At 68.3% G+C, this 14,369-nt stretch carries 15 protein-coding genes; 7 read left to right on the forward strand and 8 right to left on the reverse strand.

Features of this window, described 5'->3' with window-relative positions:
• Positions 1–62: 62 nt before the first annotated feature.
• Positions 63–1,631, reverse strand: coding sequence for a glutamine-hydrolyzing GMP synthase (gene guaA, locus BMX29_RS08180; RefSeq protein ID WP_092811827.1), 1,569 nt, complete (start codon positions 1,629–1,631; stop codon positions 63–65).
• A 90-nt stretch (positions 1,632–1,721) separates the two neighbouring features.
• Positions 1,722–2,024: a DUF6477 family protein gene (locus BMX29_RS08185; RefSeq protein ID WP_092811829.1), complete on the reverse strand. Its 303-nt coding sequence runs from the start codon at positions 2,022–2,024 to the stop codon at positions 1,722–1,724.
• A 223-nt stretch (positions 2,025–2,247) separates the two neighbouring features.
• On the opposite strand from BMX29_RS08185, the gene BMX29_RS19795 reads away from it, so the two are divergent.
• The 4 genes from BMX29_RS19795 to lipA all read left to right on the forward strand — a co-directional run bounded on the left by BMX29_RS19795 (position 2,248) and on the right by lipA (position 5,515).
• A complete protein-coding gene (locus tag BMX29_RS19795) occupies positions 2,248–2,706 on the forward strand; it encodes a helix-turn-helix domain-containing protein (RefSeq protein ID WP_342342381.1) in 459 nt (152 codons plus the stop codon).
• On the forward strand, positions 2,703–3,371 hold the full coding sequence (locus tag BMX29_RS19800) for a DUF6456 domain-containing protein (RefSeq protein ID WP_342342382.1): 669 nt from the start codon (positions 2,703–2,705) through the stop codon (positions 3,369–3,371). Before BMX29_RS19795 ends, BMX29_RS19800 begins: the two co-directional genes overlap by 4 nt.
• 66 nt (positions 3,372–3,437) lie before the next feature.
• The gene (locus BMX29_RS08195; protein ID WP_092811831.1) at positions 3,438–4,370 is read left to right on the forward strand and encodes a hydrogen peroxide-inducible genes activator; all 933 of its coding nucleotides are present in this window, start codon (positions 3,438–3,440) and stop codon (positions 4,368–4,370) included.
• A gap of 182 nt (positions 4,371–4,552) precedes the next feature.
• Positions 4,553–5,515 carry a lipoyl synthase gene (gene lipA, locus BMX29_RS08200; protein ID WP_092811833.1) on the forward strand — a complete coding sequence of 321 codons (963 nt, stop codon included), beginning with the start codon at positions 4,553–4,555 and terminating at the stop codon, positions 5,513–5,515.
• Between the two features lie 20 nt (positions 5,516–5,535).
• Here the strand turns inward: lipA and BMX29_RS08205 are convergent, their stop codons facing one another.
• The 5 genes from BMX29_RS08205 to BMX29_RS08225 form a co-directional block, all read right to left on the reverse strand.
• On the reverse strand, positions 5,536–6,426 hold the full coding sequence (locus BMX29_RS08205) for a c-type cytochrome (protein WP_092811835.1): 891 nt from the start codon (positions 6,424–6,426) through the stop codon (positions 5,536–5,538).
• Positions 6,423–6,881: a c-type cytochrome gene (locus BMX29_RS08210; protein ID WP_043841630.1), complete on the reverse strand. Its 459-nt coding sequence runs from the start codon at positions 6,879–6,881 to the stop codon at positions 6,423–6,425. The genes BMX29_RS08205 and BMX29_RS08210 overlap by 4 nt, the downstream gene beginning before the upstream one ends.
• A gap of 233 nt (positions 6,882–7,114) precedes the next feature.
• Positions 7,115–7,987: a 3-hydroxyisobutyrate dehydrogenase gene (gene mmsB, locus BMX29_RS08215; protein WP_043841629.1), complete on the reverse strand. Its 873-nt coding sequence runs from the start codon at positions 7,985–7,987 to the stop codon at positions 7,115–7,117.
• Entirely contained in the window at positions 7,984–9,039 is a 1,056-nt protein-coding gene (locus tag BMX29_RS08220) for an enoyl-CoA hydratase/isomerase family protein (protein ID WP_092811837.1), read from the reverse strand. Before BMX29_RS08220 ends, mmsB begins: the two co-directional genes overlap by 4 nt.
• Positions 9,036–10,181 carry an acyl-CoA dehydrogenase family protein gene (locus tag BMX29_RS08225; RefSeq protein WP_092811991.1) on the reverse strand — a complete coding sequence of 382 codons (1,146 nt, stop codon included), beginning with the start codon at positions 10,179–10,181 and terminating at the stop codon, positions 9,036–9,038. The genes BMX29_RS08220 and BMX29_RS08225 overlap by 4 nt, the downstream gene beginning before the upstream one ends.
• A 213-nt stretch (positions 10,182–10,394) precedes the next feature.
• Here BMX29_RS08225 and BMX29_RS08230 point away from each other — a divergent pair, with 213 nt between their 5' ends.
• A complete protein-coding gene (locus BMX29_RS08230; protein WP_092811839.1) occupies positions 10,395–11,096 on the forward strand; it encodes an HdeA/HdeB family chaperone in 702 nt (233 codons plus the stop codon).
• Positions 11,097–11,245: 149 nt separating this feature from the next.
• Positions 11,246–11,746, forward strand: a complete 501-nt coding sequence (locus BMX29_RS08235; RefSeq protein ID WP_092811841.1) for a hypothetical protein — start codon at positions 11,246–11,248, stop codon at positions 11,744–11,746.
• A 90-nt stretch (positions 11,747–11,836) separates the two neighbouring features.
• Here the strand turns inward: BMX29_RS08235 and BMX29_RS08240 are convergent, their stop codons facing one another.
• Complete coding sequence (locus tag BMX29_RS08240) at positions 11,837–13,336, reverse strand: CoA-acylating methylmalonate-semialdehyde dehydrogenase (RefSeq protein ID WP_092811843.1); 1,500 nt, start codon at positions 13,334–13,336, stop codon at positions 11,837–11,839.
• 102 nt (positions 13,337–13,438) lie between these two features.
• Between BMX29_RS08240 and BMX29_RS08245 the strand changes: the two genes are divergently transcribed.
• A complete protein-coding gene (locus tag BMX29_RS08245; RefSeq protein WP_240093739.1) occupies positions 13,439–14,329 on the forward strand; it encodes a LysR family transcriptional regulator in 891 nt (296 codons plus the stop codon).
• Positions 14,330–14,369 lie beyond the last annotated feature (40 nt).

Genomic DNA, 14,369 nt, shown 5'->3' on the forward strand with positions numbered 1-14,369 from the left:
AGAACGCCCCTGCGCCTGTTCGGCGCGGGGGCGCTGATGCCGGTCGGGTCACTCCAGCCGGATCACTCCCACTCGATGGTTCCCGGGGGCTTCGAGGTCACGTCGTAGGTCACCCGGTTGATGCCGCGCACTTCGTTGATGATGCGGGTCGCGGTCTCGCCCAGGAAGTCGTGGCTGAACGGATAGTAGTCCGCGGTCATGCCATCGACCGAGGTCACCGCCCGCATGGCGCAGGCATAGTCGTAAGTGCGACCGTCGCCCATGACGCCCACGGTGCGGACGGGCAGCAGCGCCACGAAGGCCTGCCAGATCTCGTCGTAGAGGCCGTGCTTGCGGATCTGGTCGATGAAGACCGCATCCGCCTTGCGCAGGATGTCGAGCTTCTCCGGCGTGATCTCGCCCGGGCAGCGGATCGCGAGGCCGGGTCCCGGGAACGGGTGGCGGCCGATGAAGCTCTGCGGCAGGCCGAGTTCGCGACCGAGCGCGCGGACCTCGTCCTTGAAGAGCTCGCGCAGCGGCTCCACCAGCTTGAGGCCCATCTTCTCGGGCAGACCGCCGACATTGTGGTGCGACTTGATCGTGACCGACGGGCCGCCCGAGAAGCTGACGCTCTCGATCACGTCCGGATACAGGGTGCCCTGCGCGAGGAAGGCCGCGCCCTCGATCTCGTTGGCGTGCTTCTGGAACACGTCGATGAAGAGCCGTCCGATAGTCTTGCGCTTGACCTCGGGGTCCGAGACGCCGGTCAGCTCGCCAAGGAACAGGTCGCGCTCGTCAGCGTGGATCAGCGGGATGTTGTAGTGGTCGCGGAACATGGTGATGACCTCGTCCGCCTCGCCCTGGCGCAGGAGGCCGTGGTCCACGAAGACGCAGGTCAGATTGTCGCCGATCGCCTCGTGGATCAGCACCGCCGCGACCGAGCTGTCGACTCCGCCCGAAAGCCCGCAGATCACCTTGGCGTCGCCAACCTGGTCGCGGATCTTCTGGATCGCCTCCTCGCGGTAGGCGCCCATGGTCCAGTCGCCGGTAAAGCCGGCGTCCTTGACGAAGTTCTCGTAGAGCGTCCGGCCGTTCGGGGTGTGGTGCACCTCGGGGTGGAACTGCACCGCGTAGAAGCGCCGCTCGAGGTCCGCCGTCACCGCGTAGGGCGCGCCGGGAGAGGTCCCGTAGACCGCAAAGCCCGGCGCAAGCTTGGCGACGTGGTCGCCGTGGCTCATCCAGACCTGCTCGCGCCCGCTGCCGTCCATGAACCAGCCGGCGAGAAGGTCGATGCGCTCCTCGGTCGGCACGACCCAGGCGCGGCCGAACTCGGCGGTGCCGTCGCCGCGCTCCACCTGTCCGCCGAGCATCTGCGTCATCACCTGCTGGCCGTAGCAGATGCCGAGTACCGGCACGCCCAGTTCGAACACCTTCTGCGGGGGGCGCGGGCTGTCGGCGTCGATCACCGAGGCCGGGCCGCCCGACAGGATCACCGCTTTCGGCGCCATTTCGTCGAGAAGCGCGTCGTCGACCTGCTGGAATGGATGGATTTCGCAGTAGACGTTCAGTTCGCGCAGCCGACGCGCGATCAGCTGCGTCACCTGGGAGCCGAAGTCGACGATGAGAAGGCGGTCGTGGGCGGTCTGGTCCATGGCCCGTGCCAGTAGAGCCAAGCCGCCGCGCGCGCAAGGGCACGCGATGCGCGCGCGGTAGATGCGCGCGCGGTACGTGGGGGCTGCGTATCAGCGAGCGCGAGCATCCTCGCGGGCCTGTCGGGCAATGCGGGTCTCGGCGATGATCGCCGACAGAAGCGCGACGTGCCGCGCCGCCGAATAGGCCGCGGCACCCGTGCGGCGCGCGGCGTCCATCGGCGCCTCTCGTTCCAGCAATTCGCCCAGCGGCGCCGCTCGGCTTGCGACTTCGCGTTCGCCGAGCAGACGATGCAGGTGGCGGTCACGGGCGTAGCTCTCGGAGCCGATCCGGGCCGCGCGGATCAGCAGGCGCGGGCGGCGGAGGGTGGTCGCGGACAACAGGTGGTCGATCATGGAAGGCACTCCTCGAATGGTCGGACCTGAGCTTCCCACACCGTCAGCGTGTGTTGCGGACGTAGTCGAGCAAGCGTTCGGTGCATTTCCGATTGTTTGTAAATTAGAGGCAAAGATCACCTTTAACCTCAGCCGTTAACGCTCTGGTAATAATGGCAACCAATGGTTGCATCGCATTGTGGATAATCCTGTGGATGACTGCATAGGGTCGGGGGACACGAACATGGCATCCAGGCACAAGCCGCAGGACGGGGCGGACCTGCCGGACTGGGTTCCGGACGATGCCCGAAACTACCTCGCGCATGTCGAGGGCGGCTGGTCGCTGCGGGCCCTGGCGCGCGAAACCGGCTGTCATGCCTCCACGGTCATGCGGCAGGTGCGGCGGATCGAGGTGCGGCGCGAGGACCCGCTGGTCGATGCGGCGCTCCGGGGTCTCGGAGCGCGGGTCGGGGCCGGGGATGGTGCACCGATGAGAAGGGCAGATCAGGAGAACGACGTGGCACAGCACATACAGGACGCCCCGGCGACCGACACCGATCCCGCGGCGCTCGAACGCGACATCCACGAGGCGCTGCGCGCCCTTGCCGCGCCGGGCACGGTTCTGGCGGTGGCGCGCGACATGGATAAGGCGGTGGTCGTCACCGACGAAGGCGCAGACGGCGCCACGGACCGGCGGGGGTGATCGAGGCGGCGACAGCACAGGCAATGGCGCTGCGGGGCTGGATCGCCTGCAACGCGCCCGGCCGGGTAAGCCGGTACCACATCACCGCGTCGGGGCGGGCGACACTTGGCCGGCTGATGGCCGAGACCGAGAGCCGGCAGCGCGGCTTCGCAGACGCGCAGACGCCGTTCGACGCCGCCCCTCACGGCGCGCCTGTGGCGCTGCGTCCGGCGCGGGTTTCGGCCATCGAGACGCCCGTCGCTGCACTCGCCCGGCGCCGGGACAAGTCCGGACGCGCATTTCTCGACCGGGCGCTGGTGCGGGCGGCCGAGCGGTTGCGCGAGGATTACGAGATCGCGCGCCTCGGCCAAGTGGGCGATGCCGAGGTCGACGCGCTGGTGCAGGAGGCCGCCGATGCGTCACTCCGCAAGGCGTCGGCCGGGGCCGAGGACCGCACCGGCCCGCAGGCGGCGCTGGCGCGGCTCGCCGCGGCGCTGGTCGACCTAGGGCCCGGACTCGGGGACATGGCGCTGCGCTGCTGCTGCCGTCTCGAGGGGCTCGAGGCCGCCGAGCAGCGGATGGGATGGTCAGCGCGGTCGGGCAAGATCGTCCTGCGCATCGTGCTTCAGCGCCTGGCGCGTCACTACGAGGAGCAGGGCATCGACGGGCGCGGCCTGATTGGCTGAGCGGGCGGCGTTCAATCGCGATAGCCTCCTCTTGCGGTTCTTGCCCTCGCGCGATTAACAGCCCTCATGAAAGTTACCCTGCGCCAGCTGCACTATTTCGTCGCCCTTGCGGATGCCGCCCACTTCGGGCGCGCCGCCGCGCGCGCCAATGTCTCGCAGCCTGCGCTGTCGCTTCAGATCAAGGAACTGGAGGCGCAGCTTGGCGTCGATCTTGTCGATCGGCTGCCGCGCGGTGTGCGTCTGACACGCGCGGGGCAGGAGGTTCTGACCCGCGCGCGTCGCGTCCTTGCCGAGGTCGACGATCTCACCCAGGCGATCCGTTGGCGTGACGGCCTCTCGGGGCAACTTAACCTCGGTGTGATTCCGACGGTTGCGCCATACCTTCTGCCTGCCGCGCTCAGCCGCATCCGGGCCCGCGACCTGTCGCTCGAGCTTCGCGTGCGCGAGGCGCAGACCGCGCAGTTGGTCGAGGGCGTGCGCAGCGGACGGCTCGACGCCGCCCTCGTCGCGCTGCCGGTGCCCGACGACGGGCTGGTGGCGCATCCGCTGGTGGAAGATCGCTTCGTCCTCGCGGGGTCCGAACGACGGCTCGCGGCCTATGCCGACGCGCTGCCCGATCCGGCCTCGCTGCGCGCCGGGGAGTTGCTGCTGCTCGACGAGGGGCATTGCCTCGCCGATCAGGCGCTCGAGGTGTGCGGCCTGCCGGGGCGCGGGCAGGTGGATCTGGGCGCCTCGTCGCTGGCGACGCTCTGCGGCCTTGTCGCGGCCGGGTTCGGCCTGACCCTGCTGCCGGAACTCGCACTGCCGGTAGAGCGCGCGGCCGCCCCCGATCTCGGCCTTCTGCGCTTTGCAGGCACCGAGCCCGCGCGGCGGCTGGCGCTGGTGCGCCGCGATACATCACGCGATGACGGATGGGTCGGGGACCTGACCGGGCTGATCGAGGAGGCGGCGGAGGACGTTTTGTCCCAGGCGCGTCAAATCTGCCCGCCGGGCGCATAGCCTCCAACCGCTGCATCCTTCGATCGATCGACCGTCTGCGACGGCTTGCGGGGCGCGGACGGCGTTCCGTATCGGCGGCGCCGTGAGATGCAACCCCGACATGCAACGGCGCGCAGGGCTGGCAGAACCCTCCGTAACGCCTTATCATTATGTGAAATGCTTAAGATTTAGGGCTCGTTCCCATGCGCGATCTGAAGATCCCCGACCAGCGTCACCCCGAAAAGGCGCACCGTCCGGACAACGCTCAGCCGAAGAAACCGTCCTGGATCCGTGTTAAGGCACCGGGCGGGCAGGGTTATGCCGAAACACGCAAGACAATGCGCGAGCACAACCTGACCACGGTCTGCGAGGAAGCAGGGTGTCCGAACGTCGGCGAGTGCTGGAGCCAGGGTCACGCCACCATGATGATCATGGGCGAGATCTGCACCCGGGGCTGCACCTTCTGCAACGTGGCCACCGGCCGGCCCGATGCGCTCGACGTGTTCGAGCCGGGGCGCGTGGCCGATGCGGTGCAGAAGCTCGGCCTGAACCATGTAGTCATCACCTCGGTGGACCGTGACGATCTCGAGGATGGCGGCGCCGAGCACTTTGCCCAGACCATCCGCGCGGTGCGCCACCGGTCGCCGGGCACCACGATCGAGATCCTGACGCCGGACTTCCTGAAATGCGCGCCCTCGGTGCTCGAGACGGTGGTCGCGGCCAAGCCGGACGTCTTCAACCACAACTTGGAAACCGTTCCCGGTCTCTATCCGGAGGTGCGCCCCGGCGCGCGCTACTTCCACTCGCTGCGGCTGCTGCAACGGGTGAAGGAAATCGACCCGTCGATCTTCACCAAGTCCGGCATCATGGTCGGCCTCGGAGAGCAGCGTCCGCAGGTCCTGCAGGTCATGGACGACCTGCGCTCGGCAGACGTGGATTTCATGACGATCGGCCAGTACCTTCAACCGTCCTCCAAGCATCACCGCATCGACACCTTCGTGACACCCGAGGAATTCGCGAGCTACGAGAAGGCCGCATTCGGCAAGGGCTTCCTGATGGTCTCGGCGACGCCGCTGACGCGGTCGTCTTACCATGCCGGCGACGACTTCGCCCGGCTGCGCGACGCGCGCGAGCGTCGGCTCGCCGCGGCGGCGACATCGGCCTGAGTTCGCACACGGGCGGGGCGTCACTCCCCGCCCGGCAGTGCCTTCAGATAGGCCGCCACCGCCTCACGGTCGGCGGCCTCAAGTTGGGCGAAGTTTTCCACGACCGCGACCATGTGCCCGCCGACGCTGTCGTAATCGGGGGTGAACCCCGATTCCAGATAGTAGGCGATGTCGGAGGCTGACCAGTCGAGGTCCTCTGGCCGCAAGGACGGTATGGTGCCTTCGCCGCTGGGGTTGGGCGCGCCGCCGAGCCAGCGGTCGATGTCGAGACCGCCGAGCGTGGTGCGGGGCGTGTGGCACTCACCGCAATGGGCGAGAGCTTCGACAAGGGTTCGTCCGCGCTCCAACTGCGGCTCTTCGGCCGGCGTGATCCAGTCGTCGTCGAGGTAAAGCGCCTTCCAGACGCCAATCGAGCGTCGGATCGAGAACGGGAAGGCGATCTCGTGGGCGGCACTCGGCGTCGGATCGGCCGGCAGGGTCTGCCAGAATGCCCAGAGGTCGGCGACGTCCTGATCCGCCATCCGCGTGTATGCGGCATAAGGGAAGGCCGGGTAGTAATGCGCCCCGTCGGGCGAGACGCCCTGCGTCACCGCGCCGGCGAAGTCGCCGATCTCCCACGCGCCGATGCCGTGCTCGGGATCGGTGGAGATGTTGGGCGCGACGAAGGTGCCGAAATCGGACGGGAAGCGCTGGCCGCCCGCGAGAACGCGCTTCGACTCGCCTTCGGCGTCCGGCGCATGGTGGCACGAGGCACAACCGGCGGCGACGAACACCGTCTCTCCCCGCTCGGGGTCGCCGCTCAGCGCCTCGAACCGGCCCGGCTCGGCGGGCGTCGTGCGGGTGATCCATAGACCCGCTGCGCCGGCGATCACCGCCAGCGCCACGAGCCCGAAAAGACCTGTCCGGATCATTCAGACGCGCGATACTCGTCGTGGCAGGCCTTGCAGGCGTTGCCCACGGGGCCGAGCGCGGGCCCGAGCGCCTCGCGGCCGTCGCCGGCGACCTCCTGCAGGCCCGAAACCGCCTCGCCGAGATCGGCCCACTTCGAGCCCACGTCGTCGGTATTCTCCCAGATTGCGGGCAGGGCACGGGTGCCATCGATCGCCTCGGCGTCAGAACCCTCGGGGAACAGGATCAAAGGGTTGATCATGCTCACCGCGTGCAAGTTGTCCGCCGCCATTGTGGCCTGCTCGGCGTCGTATTCGGTGTCGCCCTTGGCCATGTCGCCGATGATCCCGAGGTTGATCGCGAGGATGCGGAACATGCCTTGGCGCGCCGTCAACACGTCCTCGAAATCGTCGTCCTGGGCGAGGGTGGGCGAGGCGATGGCGACGGCCGTGGCGGCGATGGCTGCGAGGCGGAACATGAGGCGACTCCCTGTCGATTGATTTCCCTAGGGGAAGCCTACCCGAGCCGGGTTACGAGGCAATGACCGCGTGACGCGCTGAAGCGACATCGAAGCGGGGTCAGGTTAAGGGTGATAATCAGAAATTCATTATCGGCAGATACTTAAATCCGGGACTTCACGCATCGGATGAGCTCTCTGGAGGTTACGCCGGGGCGTCCGTCACTCGAACGTGATCCCCGGCGCAGTCCCGATCAGGCGCGCCCGCGGCCGGCGAAGCGCGGCAGCATGGCCGAGAAGTCGCGGCCCGCGCCATCCTCTTCCTCGACGAAGCGGCGGTAGAGATCGGCCGCGGCGGCCCCGAGCGGCGTGTCCGCGTCGGCGCCCTCGGCGGCCTGCATGGCGAGCCGCAGGTCTTTCAGCATCAGGTCGGCGGCGAAGCCCGGCTTGTAGTCGTTGTCTGCGGGCGAGGTCGGACCGACGCCCGGCGCCGGACAGTAGGTGTTCATCGACCACGACGAGCCCGATGAGGTCGACACGACGTCGAACATGGCCTGCCGGTCGAGTCCGAGCTTGTCGGCCAGCGCGAAGGCCTCGCAGGTGCCGATCATCGTGATCCCGAGGATCATGTTGTTGCAGATCTTCGCGGCCTGACCGTTCCCCGAGGGGCCGCAATGCACCGCCTTGCGGCCCATGATGTCGAAGAGCGGCTTGGCGGTCTCGAAGCCTGCCTCGTCACCGCCGACCATGAAGGTCAGCGTGCCGTCCGTGGCGCCGCCCACACCGCCCGAGACCGGCGCGTCGAGCGCCGAGAGACCCGCCGCCAACGCCTGCTCGGCCACCGCACGGGCGCTGTCCACGTCCACGGTCGAGCAGTCGAGGAACACCGCACCTTGCTTCATCGCCGGCACGATCTCGTCGGCGACCGTGCGAAGGATCTTGCCGTTGGGCAGCATGGTGATGACCACCTCGGCCCCCTCAACCGCCTCGGTGGGGCTGTTCGCGGGCGTCACTCCGTCGATGACCACGCTCGCGGTGTCGAAGCCGATCACCTCGTGGCCCGCGCGCGCGAGGTTGGCGGCCATCGGCCCGCCCATGTTGCCCAGACCGATGAACCCGATCTTCATGCCGTCTCTCCCAGGTCGTGAAAGTTGATCTCGTCCACCTCGAGCGGGCGGAACATCCGCGCCACGTCCGTCAGCGGCAGGCCGTCCACCTCGTGCCGCCAGCGCGGGCTCTTGTCCTTGTCGATCAGAAGCGCGCGCACGCCTTCGAGGAAATCCGCATGCTCGAGCGCGCGCGAGGTGAAACGGAATTCGAGGTCCAGCGCGCGGCGGATGTCCGCGCTGCCCGATTTCAGCCGGTGCAGCAACTCGAGCGTCGCGCCCATGGACAGCGGCGCGGAGGCCTCGACCTTGGCCAGCGTCTCGGCGGCAAACGCGCTGTCGTCGGTGCGCAGCGCGTTCACCACGTCGCGCAACGTCTCGCCGCCGCACGTCGCCTCGGCGTCGTTGAGCTTGTCGGGCAGGGTGGCCTTGGGGGCAGGCGCGGCGAATTCGGTGATGGCGGAAGGCTGGCCGCTCTCGCTGAGCTTCGCGATCGCCTCGGCCCATGCGTCGCGCGGCACGTACAGGTCGGCGAATCCGGCCCAGATCGCGTCGCCCGCGTCCATGCGCGCGCCGGTCAGCCCCAGCCACTCGCCCAGCCGGCCGGGCACCCGTGCCAGAAGAAGCGAGCCGCCCACGTCGGGCACCAGTCCGATGCCGCATTCCGGCATGGCGATCCGCGTGCTGTCGCAAACCACGCGGTGCGAGCCGTGACAGCCCACGCCAACGCCGCCGCCCATGACGTAGCCCTGCATGAAGGACACCACGGCCTTGGGATACTCGGCGATAACCGCGTTCATGCGATACTCGTCGCGCCAGAAGTCCACGGCCGACTGGCCGCGCCCTTCCTGCGCCTCGCGGTAGACCCCGGCGATGTCGCCGCCCGCGCAGAAGGCCTTGTCCCCCTCGGCGTCGAGGATCACCAGCGCCACGTTCGGATCCTCGGCCCAGTCCAGCAGCGCCTGTTCGATCGCGAGGCACATGTCGTGGTCGAGGGCATTCAGCGCCGAGGGGCGGGTCAGCGTGATGCGGCCCGCGCGGCCTTCGGTGCGGACGGACACGTGGTCGCTCATGCGGCGGCCTCCAGCAGCTTGCGCGCCACGATCAGGCGCATGATTTCGTTGGTGCCTTCGAGGATCTCGTGCACACGCAGATCGCGGACGGTCTTTTCCACCCCGTAATCGGCGAGGTAGCCGTAACCGCCATGAAGCTGAAGGCAGGTGTTGGCGACGCGGCTGCCGACCTCGGTGACGAAGGCCTTGGCCATCGCGCAGTGCTTGCCGGCGTCGTGACGTTTCGCATCGCAGGCCCAGGCCGCCTGACGCAGGAAGACCCGCGCGGCGGACAGCTGGATCTCCATGTCGGCAAGCTTGAACTGGAGAGCCTGGAACTGGTCGAGGGGGCGGCCGAAGGCCTGGCGTTCGCGCATGTAGACGAGGGTCGCGTCGAGCGCCGCTTGCGCGGCGCCGAGCGAGCAGGCTGCGATGTTCAGCCGGCCGCCGTCCAGCCCGGCCATGGCATAGCGAAAGCCCAGTCCCTCTTCGCCCAGCAGGTTCGCCGCCGGCACAACCGCGCCGTCGAGCTGCACGGCGCGCGTGGGCTGCGAACGCCAGCCCATCTTGTCCTCGAGCCCGCCGAAGCTCAGGCCCTCGGCGCCGTCCTCGACCAGCATCGCCGAGATGCCGTCGGGACCGTCGCCGCCGGTGCGGGCCATGACGATGTAGGCGTCGGAATACCCGCCGCCCGAGATGAACGCCTTGGTCCCCGACAGCTGCCAGCCGTCGTTGGTGCGGTCTGCGCGGGTCTTGAGGGCTGCCGCGTCCGATCCGGAGCCCGGCTCGGTCAGGCAGTAGGACAGCACCGTCTGCATCGCCACCGCGTCCGGCAGGAGACGGTCCTTCATCTCGGCGCTGCCGTGGCGGTCGATCATCGCCGCGCACATGTTGTGGATCGACAGGAAAGCGGCGACCGAGGGGCAGGCCATGGACAACGCCTCGAAGATCAGCGTCCCCTCGAGCCGCCCGAGACCGGTGCCGCCCGCCTCTTCCGAAACGAAGATGCCGCCGAAGCCCAGTTCGGCCAGTTTCGGCCAGAGATCGCGGGGGATCGTGCCCTCGCGTTCCCAGTCCCGCGCATGGGGGGCGATCTCTGCGGCGCCGAAATCGCGCGCCATGTCGAAGATCGCGTCCTGTTCCTCGGTCGCCGCGAAATCCATGTCCATCCTCCCGTCCTCGATCACGTTTGTTTCAGCCCCCGGCGCGGGACGCAAGCGGACACGGGGGCCGCCGGGCGGCTGCGTTGAAACATGGCGTGAGGCGCATGTGGCGAGCCTCCGCCTATTTCGGCGCAACGCGGAACGGACCGGTGCAGTCGGCGGTTCATCGGCATCCCGGCCACGCAAGGGGCCGCGCATATTGGAGGAAAGACCATGACACGCACGACCAAACGCAGCACGTCCGTTTTCGCCATCGCCGGTGCCCTCGCGGGCATGGGCCTCGTCTCGGCCGCCTCGGCGCAGACCACCGCGGATGTGGCGCCCGGCGAGGTGATCTGCTCGGACTACCTGCTGATGGACGAGCAGACCCAGGGCCGGATCGCGCTGCAACTGGTGGAGACCCCTGACGGCGTCGCCACCACGTCGGACATCGACGGTCCGGCCGCCGTGGGCACGGTCGAAGGTCTTCTGACCGCCTGCCGCGAGAACCCCGAGATGACCACCGCCGAGATCGCGGCCATGGTGTTCGGCACCGAAGACGAGGACGGTGTCAACGTGCTCGACCCGAACGGGTCGGAGACCGACACGAGCAACGACATCAATGCCGATGATGATGGATCGGACGATGCGCCCGGCGACGACAGCATGACCGATGATGGCATGTCGGACAGCGATACTGCCGGCGCGGACACCGAAGTGGACGCGGATGTCGATGCGACCGCCGGCGACGTGGGCGTCGACGGGGCGGCTTCGGGCGACGCGTCCGACGCCGACGCCGGTGCGGATGCAGGCGCCGACGCGGGCGGTGCGGATGCCGGTGGTGATGCTGGCGGCGACGCCGGCGGCGATGCCGGTGGTTCCGACGGCGGCTCGGACGGCGGGTCCGACGGTGGTGATGGCGGCGACGACAGCTGACGCCGCCACCGGGAACTGGCGGGGGCACGCCGATCGGCCATGACCGGTAGGGCGAACCCCCGCCGTCACGGCGCCGTGACGAAACGCGGCGCCGTGGCTGACGGTTCTTTCGTCAATCGGGACACGGTGTCCCGCACGAGGAGAACCACATGACCAATCGCACATTCGCCTTTGCCGCCGCGGGCCTTCTGGGCCTCGGCGCGACCGCCGCTTCGGCACAGACCAGCGGTTATGAAGATCTAACCTGCGCCCAGTTCCGGGGCCTCTCGACCCAGCAACAGGGTGAGGTTCTGGGTGGGGCGCCGAATATCGCGGCGGTGAACCAGTACTGCGATGCCAACACCGAGGGCATGGTGGCCGACGCCATGGCCGACGGGATGGAAAGCGGCACCGAGATCGGCGGGGCGATGGAAACCACCACCGACACCGACGACGAGACCGCCCTCGAGGAGCGTGAGACTTACACCGATGGCGATATCGGCGCGGGCACCGTGGCGAGCGACCCGGTCAGCAGCGATCAGGGCACCGGCACTGCGACGACTGGCACCGCAACCGGGACGACCAGTCAGCCGGTCTCACCCGGTTCGGTCGGCTCGGACAATGTCGCAAGCCCCGAGAGTGAGCTCGAAGGCGCCGACACCGGCGATTGATCCGGCCACGACGCCAGCAGAAAAAACGGGCGGGGATTTCTCCCCGCCCGTATTCGTTTCCCAGGCCGATGCACGGTGGCAGCAGAAGCGTCAGTCCATGGCCTTGAAGTTGAACTCGCCGCCGTCCTTGATCCCCGAGAACCAGCGCGCGGTGACGGTCTTGGTCTTGGTGTAGAACCGGAAGGCGTCCGGGCCGTACTGGTTCAGGTCGCCGAAGGCCGACTTCTTCCAGCCGCCGAAGGTGTAGTAGCTCAGCGGCACGGGGATCGGGAAGTTGATGCCCACCATGCCCACGTTGACCCGGTGCGCGAAGTCGCGCGCGGTGTCGCCGTCGGCGGTGAAGATCGCGGTGCCGTTGCCGTACTCATTGTCCATGGTGATCTTGAGCGCCTCGTCATAGGACGCCGCACGCACCTGGCAGAGCACCGGGCCGAAGATCTCTTCCTTGTAGATCGTCATGTCCGGCGACACGTGGTCGAAGTAGGACGGCCCGACGAAAAAGCCGTTCTCGTAGCCCTGGAGCTTGAAGTTCCGGCCGTCGACTGCGAGGTCCGCACCTTCCTCGACACCCTTGTTGACGAGGCCCTCGATCCGCTCCTTGGCGGCAGAGGTGATGACGGGGCCGTAGTCCACGTCGTCGCCCGCGGTGTAGGGGCCGACCTTGAGGTTCTCGACGCGGGGGATCAGCCGCTCGCGCAGGGCGTTGGCGGTTTCCTCACCCACCGGCACGGCCACCGAGATCGCCATGCAGCGTTCGCCCGCGGCGCCGAAGCCCGCGCCAACAAGCGCATCCGCGGCCTTGTCCATGTCCGCGTCGGGCATGATGATCATGTGGTTCTTCGCGCCGCCGAAGCACTGGGCGCGCTTGCCGTTGTTCGCGGCGCGGCCGTAGATGTATTGCGCGATCGGGGTCGAGCCGACGAAGCCCACCGCCTGCACGGTCTCGTCGTCGAGGATCGCGTCCACGACCTCCTTGTCGCCGTTGACCACCTGCAGCACGCCGTCGGGAAGCCCGGCTTCCTTCAGTAGTTCGGCCAGGCGCAGCGAGGTCGAAGGGCAGCGCTCGGACGGCTTGAGGATCATGGCGTTGCCGCAGGTCAGCGCCGGTGCCATTTTCCAAAGCGGGATCATTGCGGGGAAGTTGAACGGCGTGATGCCGGCCACGACGCCCAGCGGCTGGCGCATCGAGTAGAGGTCGATGCCGGGGCCGCCGTTGTCGGTGAACTCGCCCTTCAGCAGAGACGGTCCGCCCATGCAGACCTCGACGACCTCGAGACCGCGCTGAACGTCACCGCGCCCGTCGGGCAGGGTCTTGCCGTGCTCGCGGCTGACCAGCTCGGCCAGTTCGTCCATGTGCTCGTTGATGAGCTGGCCGAACTTCATCATCACCCGCGCGCGGCGCTGCGGGTTGGTGGCGCCCCAGGCTTTCTGGGCCTCGGCGGCCTTGGCCACGGCGGCGCGCAGTTCGTCGGCGGTCGCCAGCGGGACCTTTGCCTGCACTTCGCCGGTGGCGGGGTTGTAGATGTCGGCCATACGGCCCGACGAGCCCTTCACGTGCTGGCCGTCAATCCAGTGAGTCAGTTCCTGCATGGGGTCCTCCTTCGGTTGCGCGGAGGATAGGCTTGCAATTTTGCGCGGGGAAGGGGCAATTCCTCAAAGAGGCTTTGCGAATTTATTGGTATGGAGGGGCTCTTGGACTGGGATGACATGCGGATTTTCCTTGCCACCGCGCGCGGCGAAAGCCTGTCGGCCGCCGGACGGACCCTCAGGCTCGATCCCGCGACGGTGGGGCGACGCGTGGCCCGGCTGGAGGCGGGCATGGGCGCGCCGCTTTTCGCAAAGTCGCCGCAGGGCTACGCGCTGACCGGCGCGGGCGAGCGGCTGATGCGCCACGCCGAGGCGGCCGAGCAGGCGATGCAGGCGGCCGCCGAGGCCGTCTCGGGCGGCGAGGAGGGGCTGTCGGGGCAGGTCAGGATCGGGGCGCCGGACGGCTGCGCGAACTTCGTGCTGCCGCAGGTGTGCGCGCGCCTGTCCGAGGAGAACCCCGACCTTGATCTTCAGGTGGTGGCGCTTCCGCGGGTGGTGAACCTTTCCAAGCGCGAGGCGGACATGGCGGTGGCGGTCTCGGCGCCGACGGCGGGGCGGCTCGCGGTCCAGAAGATCACCGACTACCACCTGCACCTCGCGGCCACGCGCGACTACCTCGCCGCGCGACCGCCGGTGACCAGTCTCTCCGACCTGCGCGATCACCGCATCACCGGCTACATTCCCGACATGGTCTTCGACCGCGAGCTCGACTATCTCGCCGATCTCGGGATCGAGCGGGTGCATCTCGCCTCGAACTCGGTGGCGGTCCAGTTCCAGTGGCTGCGGCAGGGGGCGGGGCTCGGCATCGTGCACGACTTCGCCCTTTCCTCGGCGCCCGATCTCGTGCGCGTGCTGCCGGAGGCGGTGTCGCTGACGCGCGCGTTCTACCTCGTTCGGCACGCGGACGATCGGCGCCTGACACGCATGACGCGACTGGCACAGGCACTTGCGGATGAAATCCGCCGGGAAGTTGCCCGACTCGAAGGTCGGAATTGACAGAAGGGCCCCTGCTTGCCGACGCTGGACACATCCTATG

The sequence above is a fragment of the Roseivivax marinus genome (assembly GCF_900109705.1).
GTDB classification, from domain to species: domain Bacteria; phylum Pseudomonadota; class Alphaproteobacteria; order Rhodobacterales; family Rhodobacteraceae; genus Roseivivax; species Roseivivax marinus.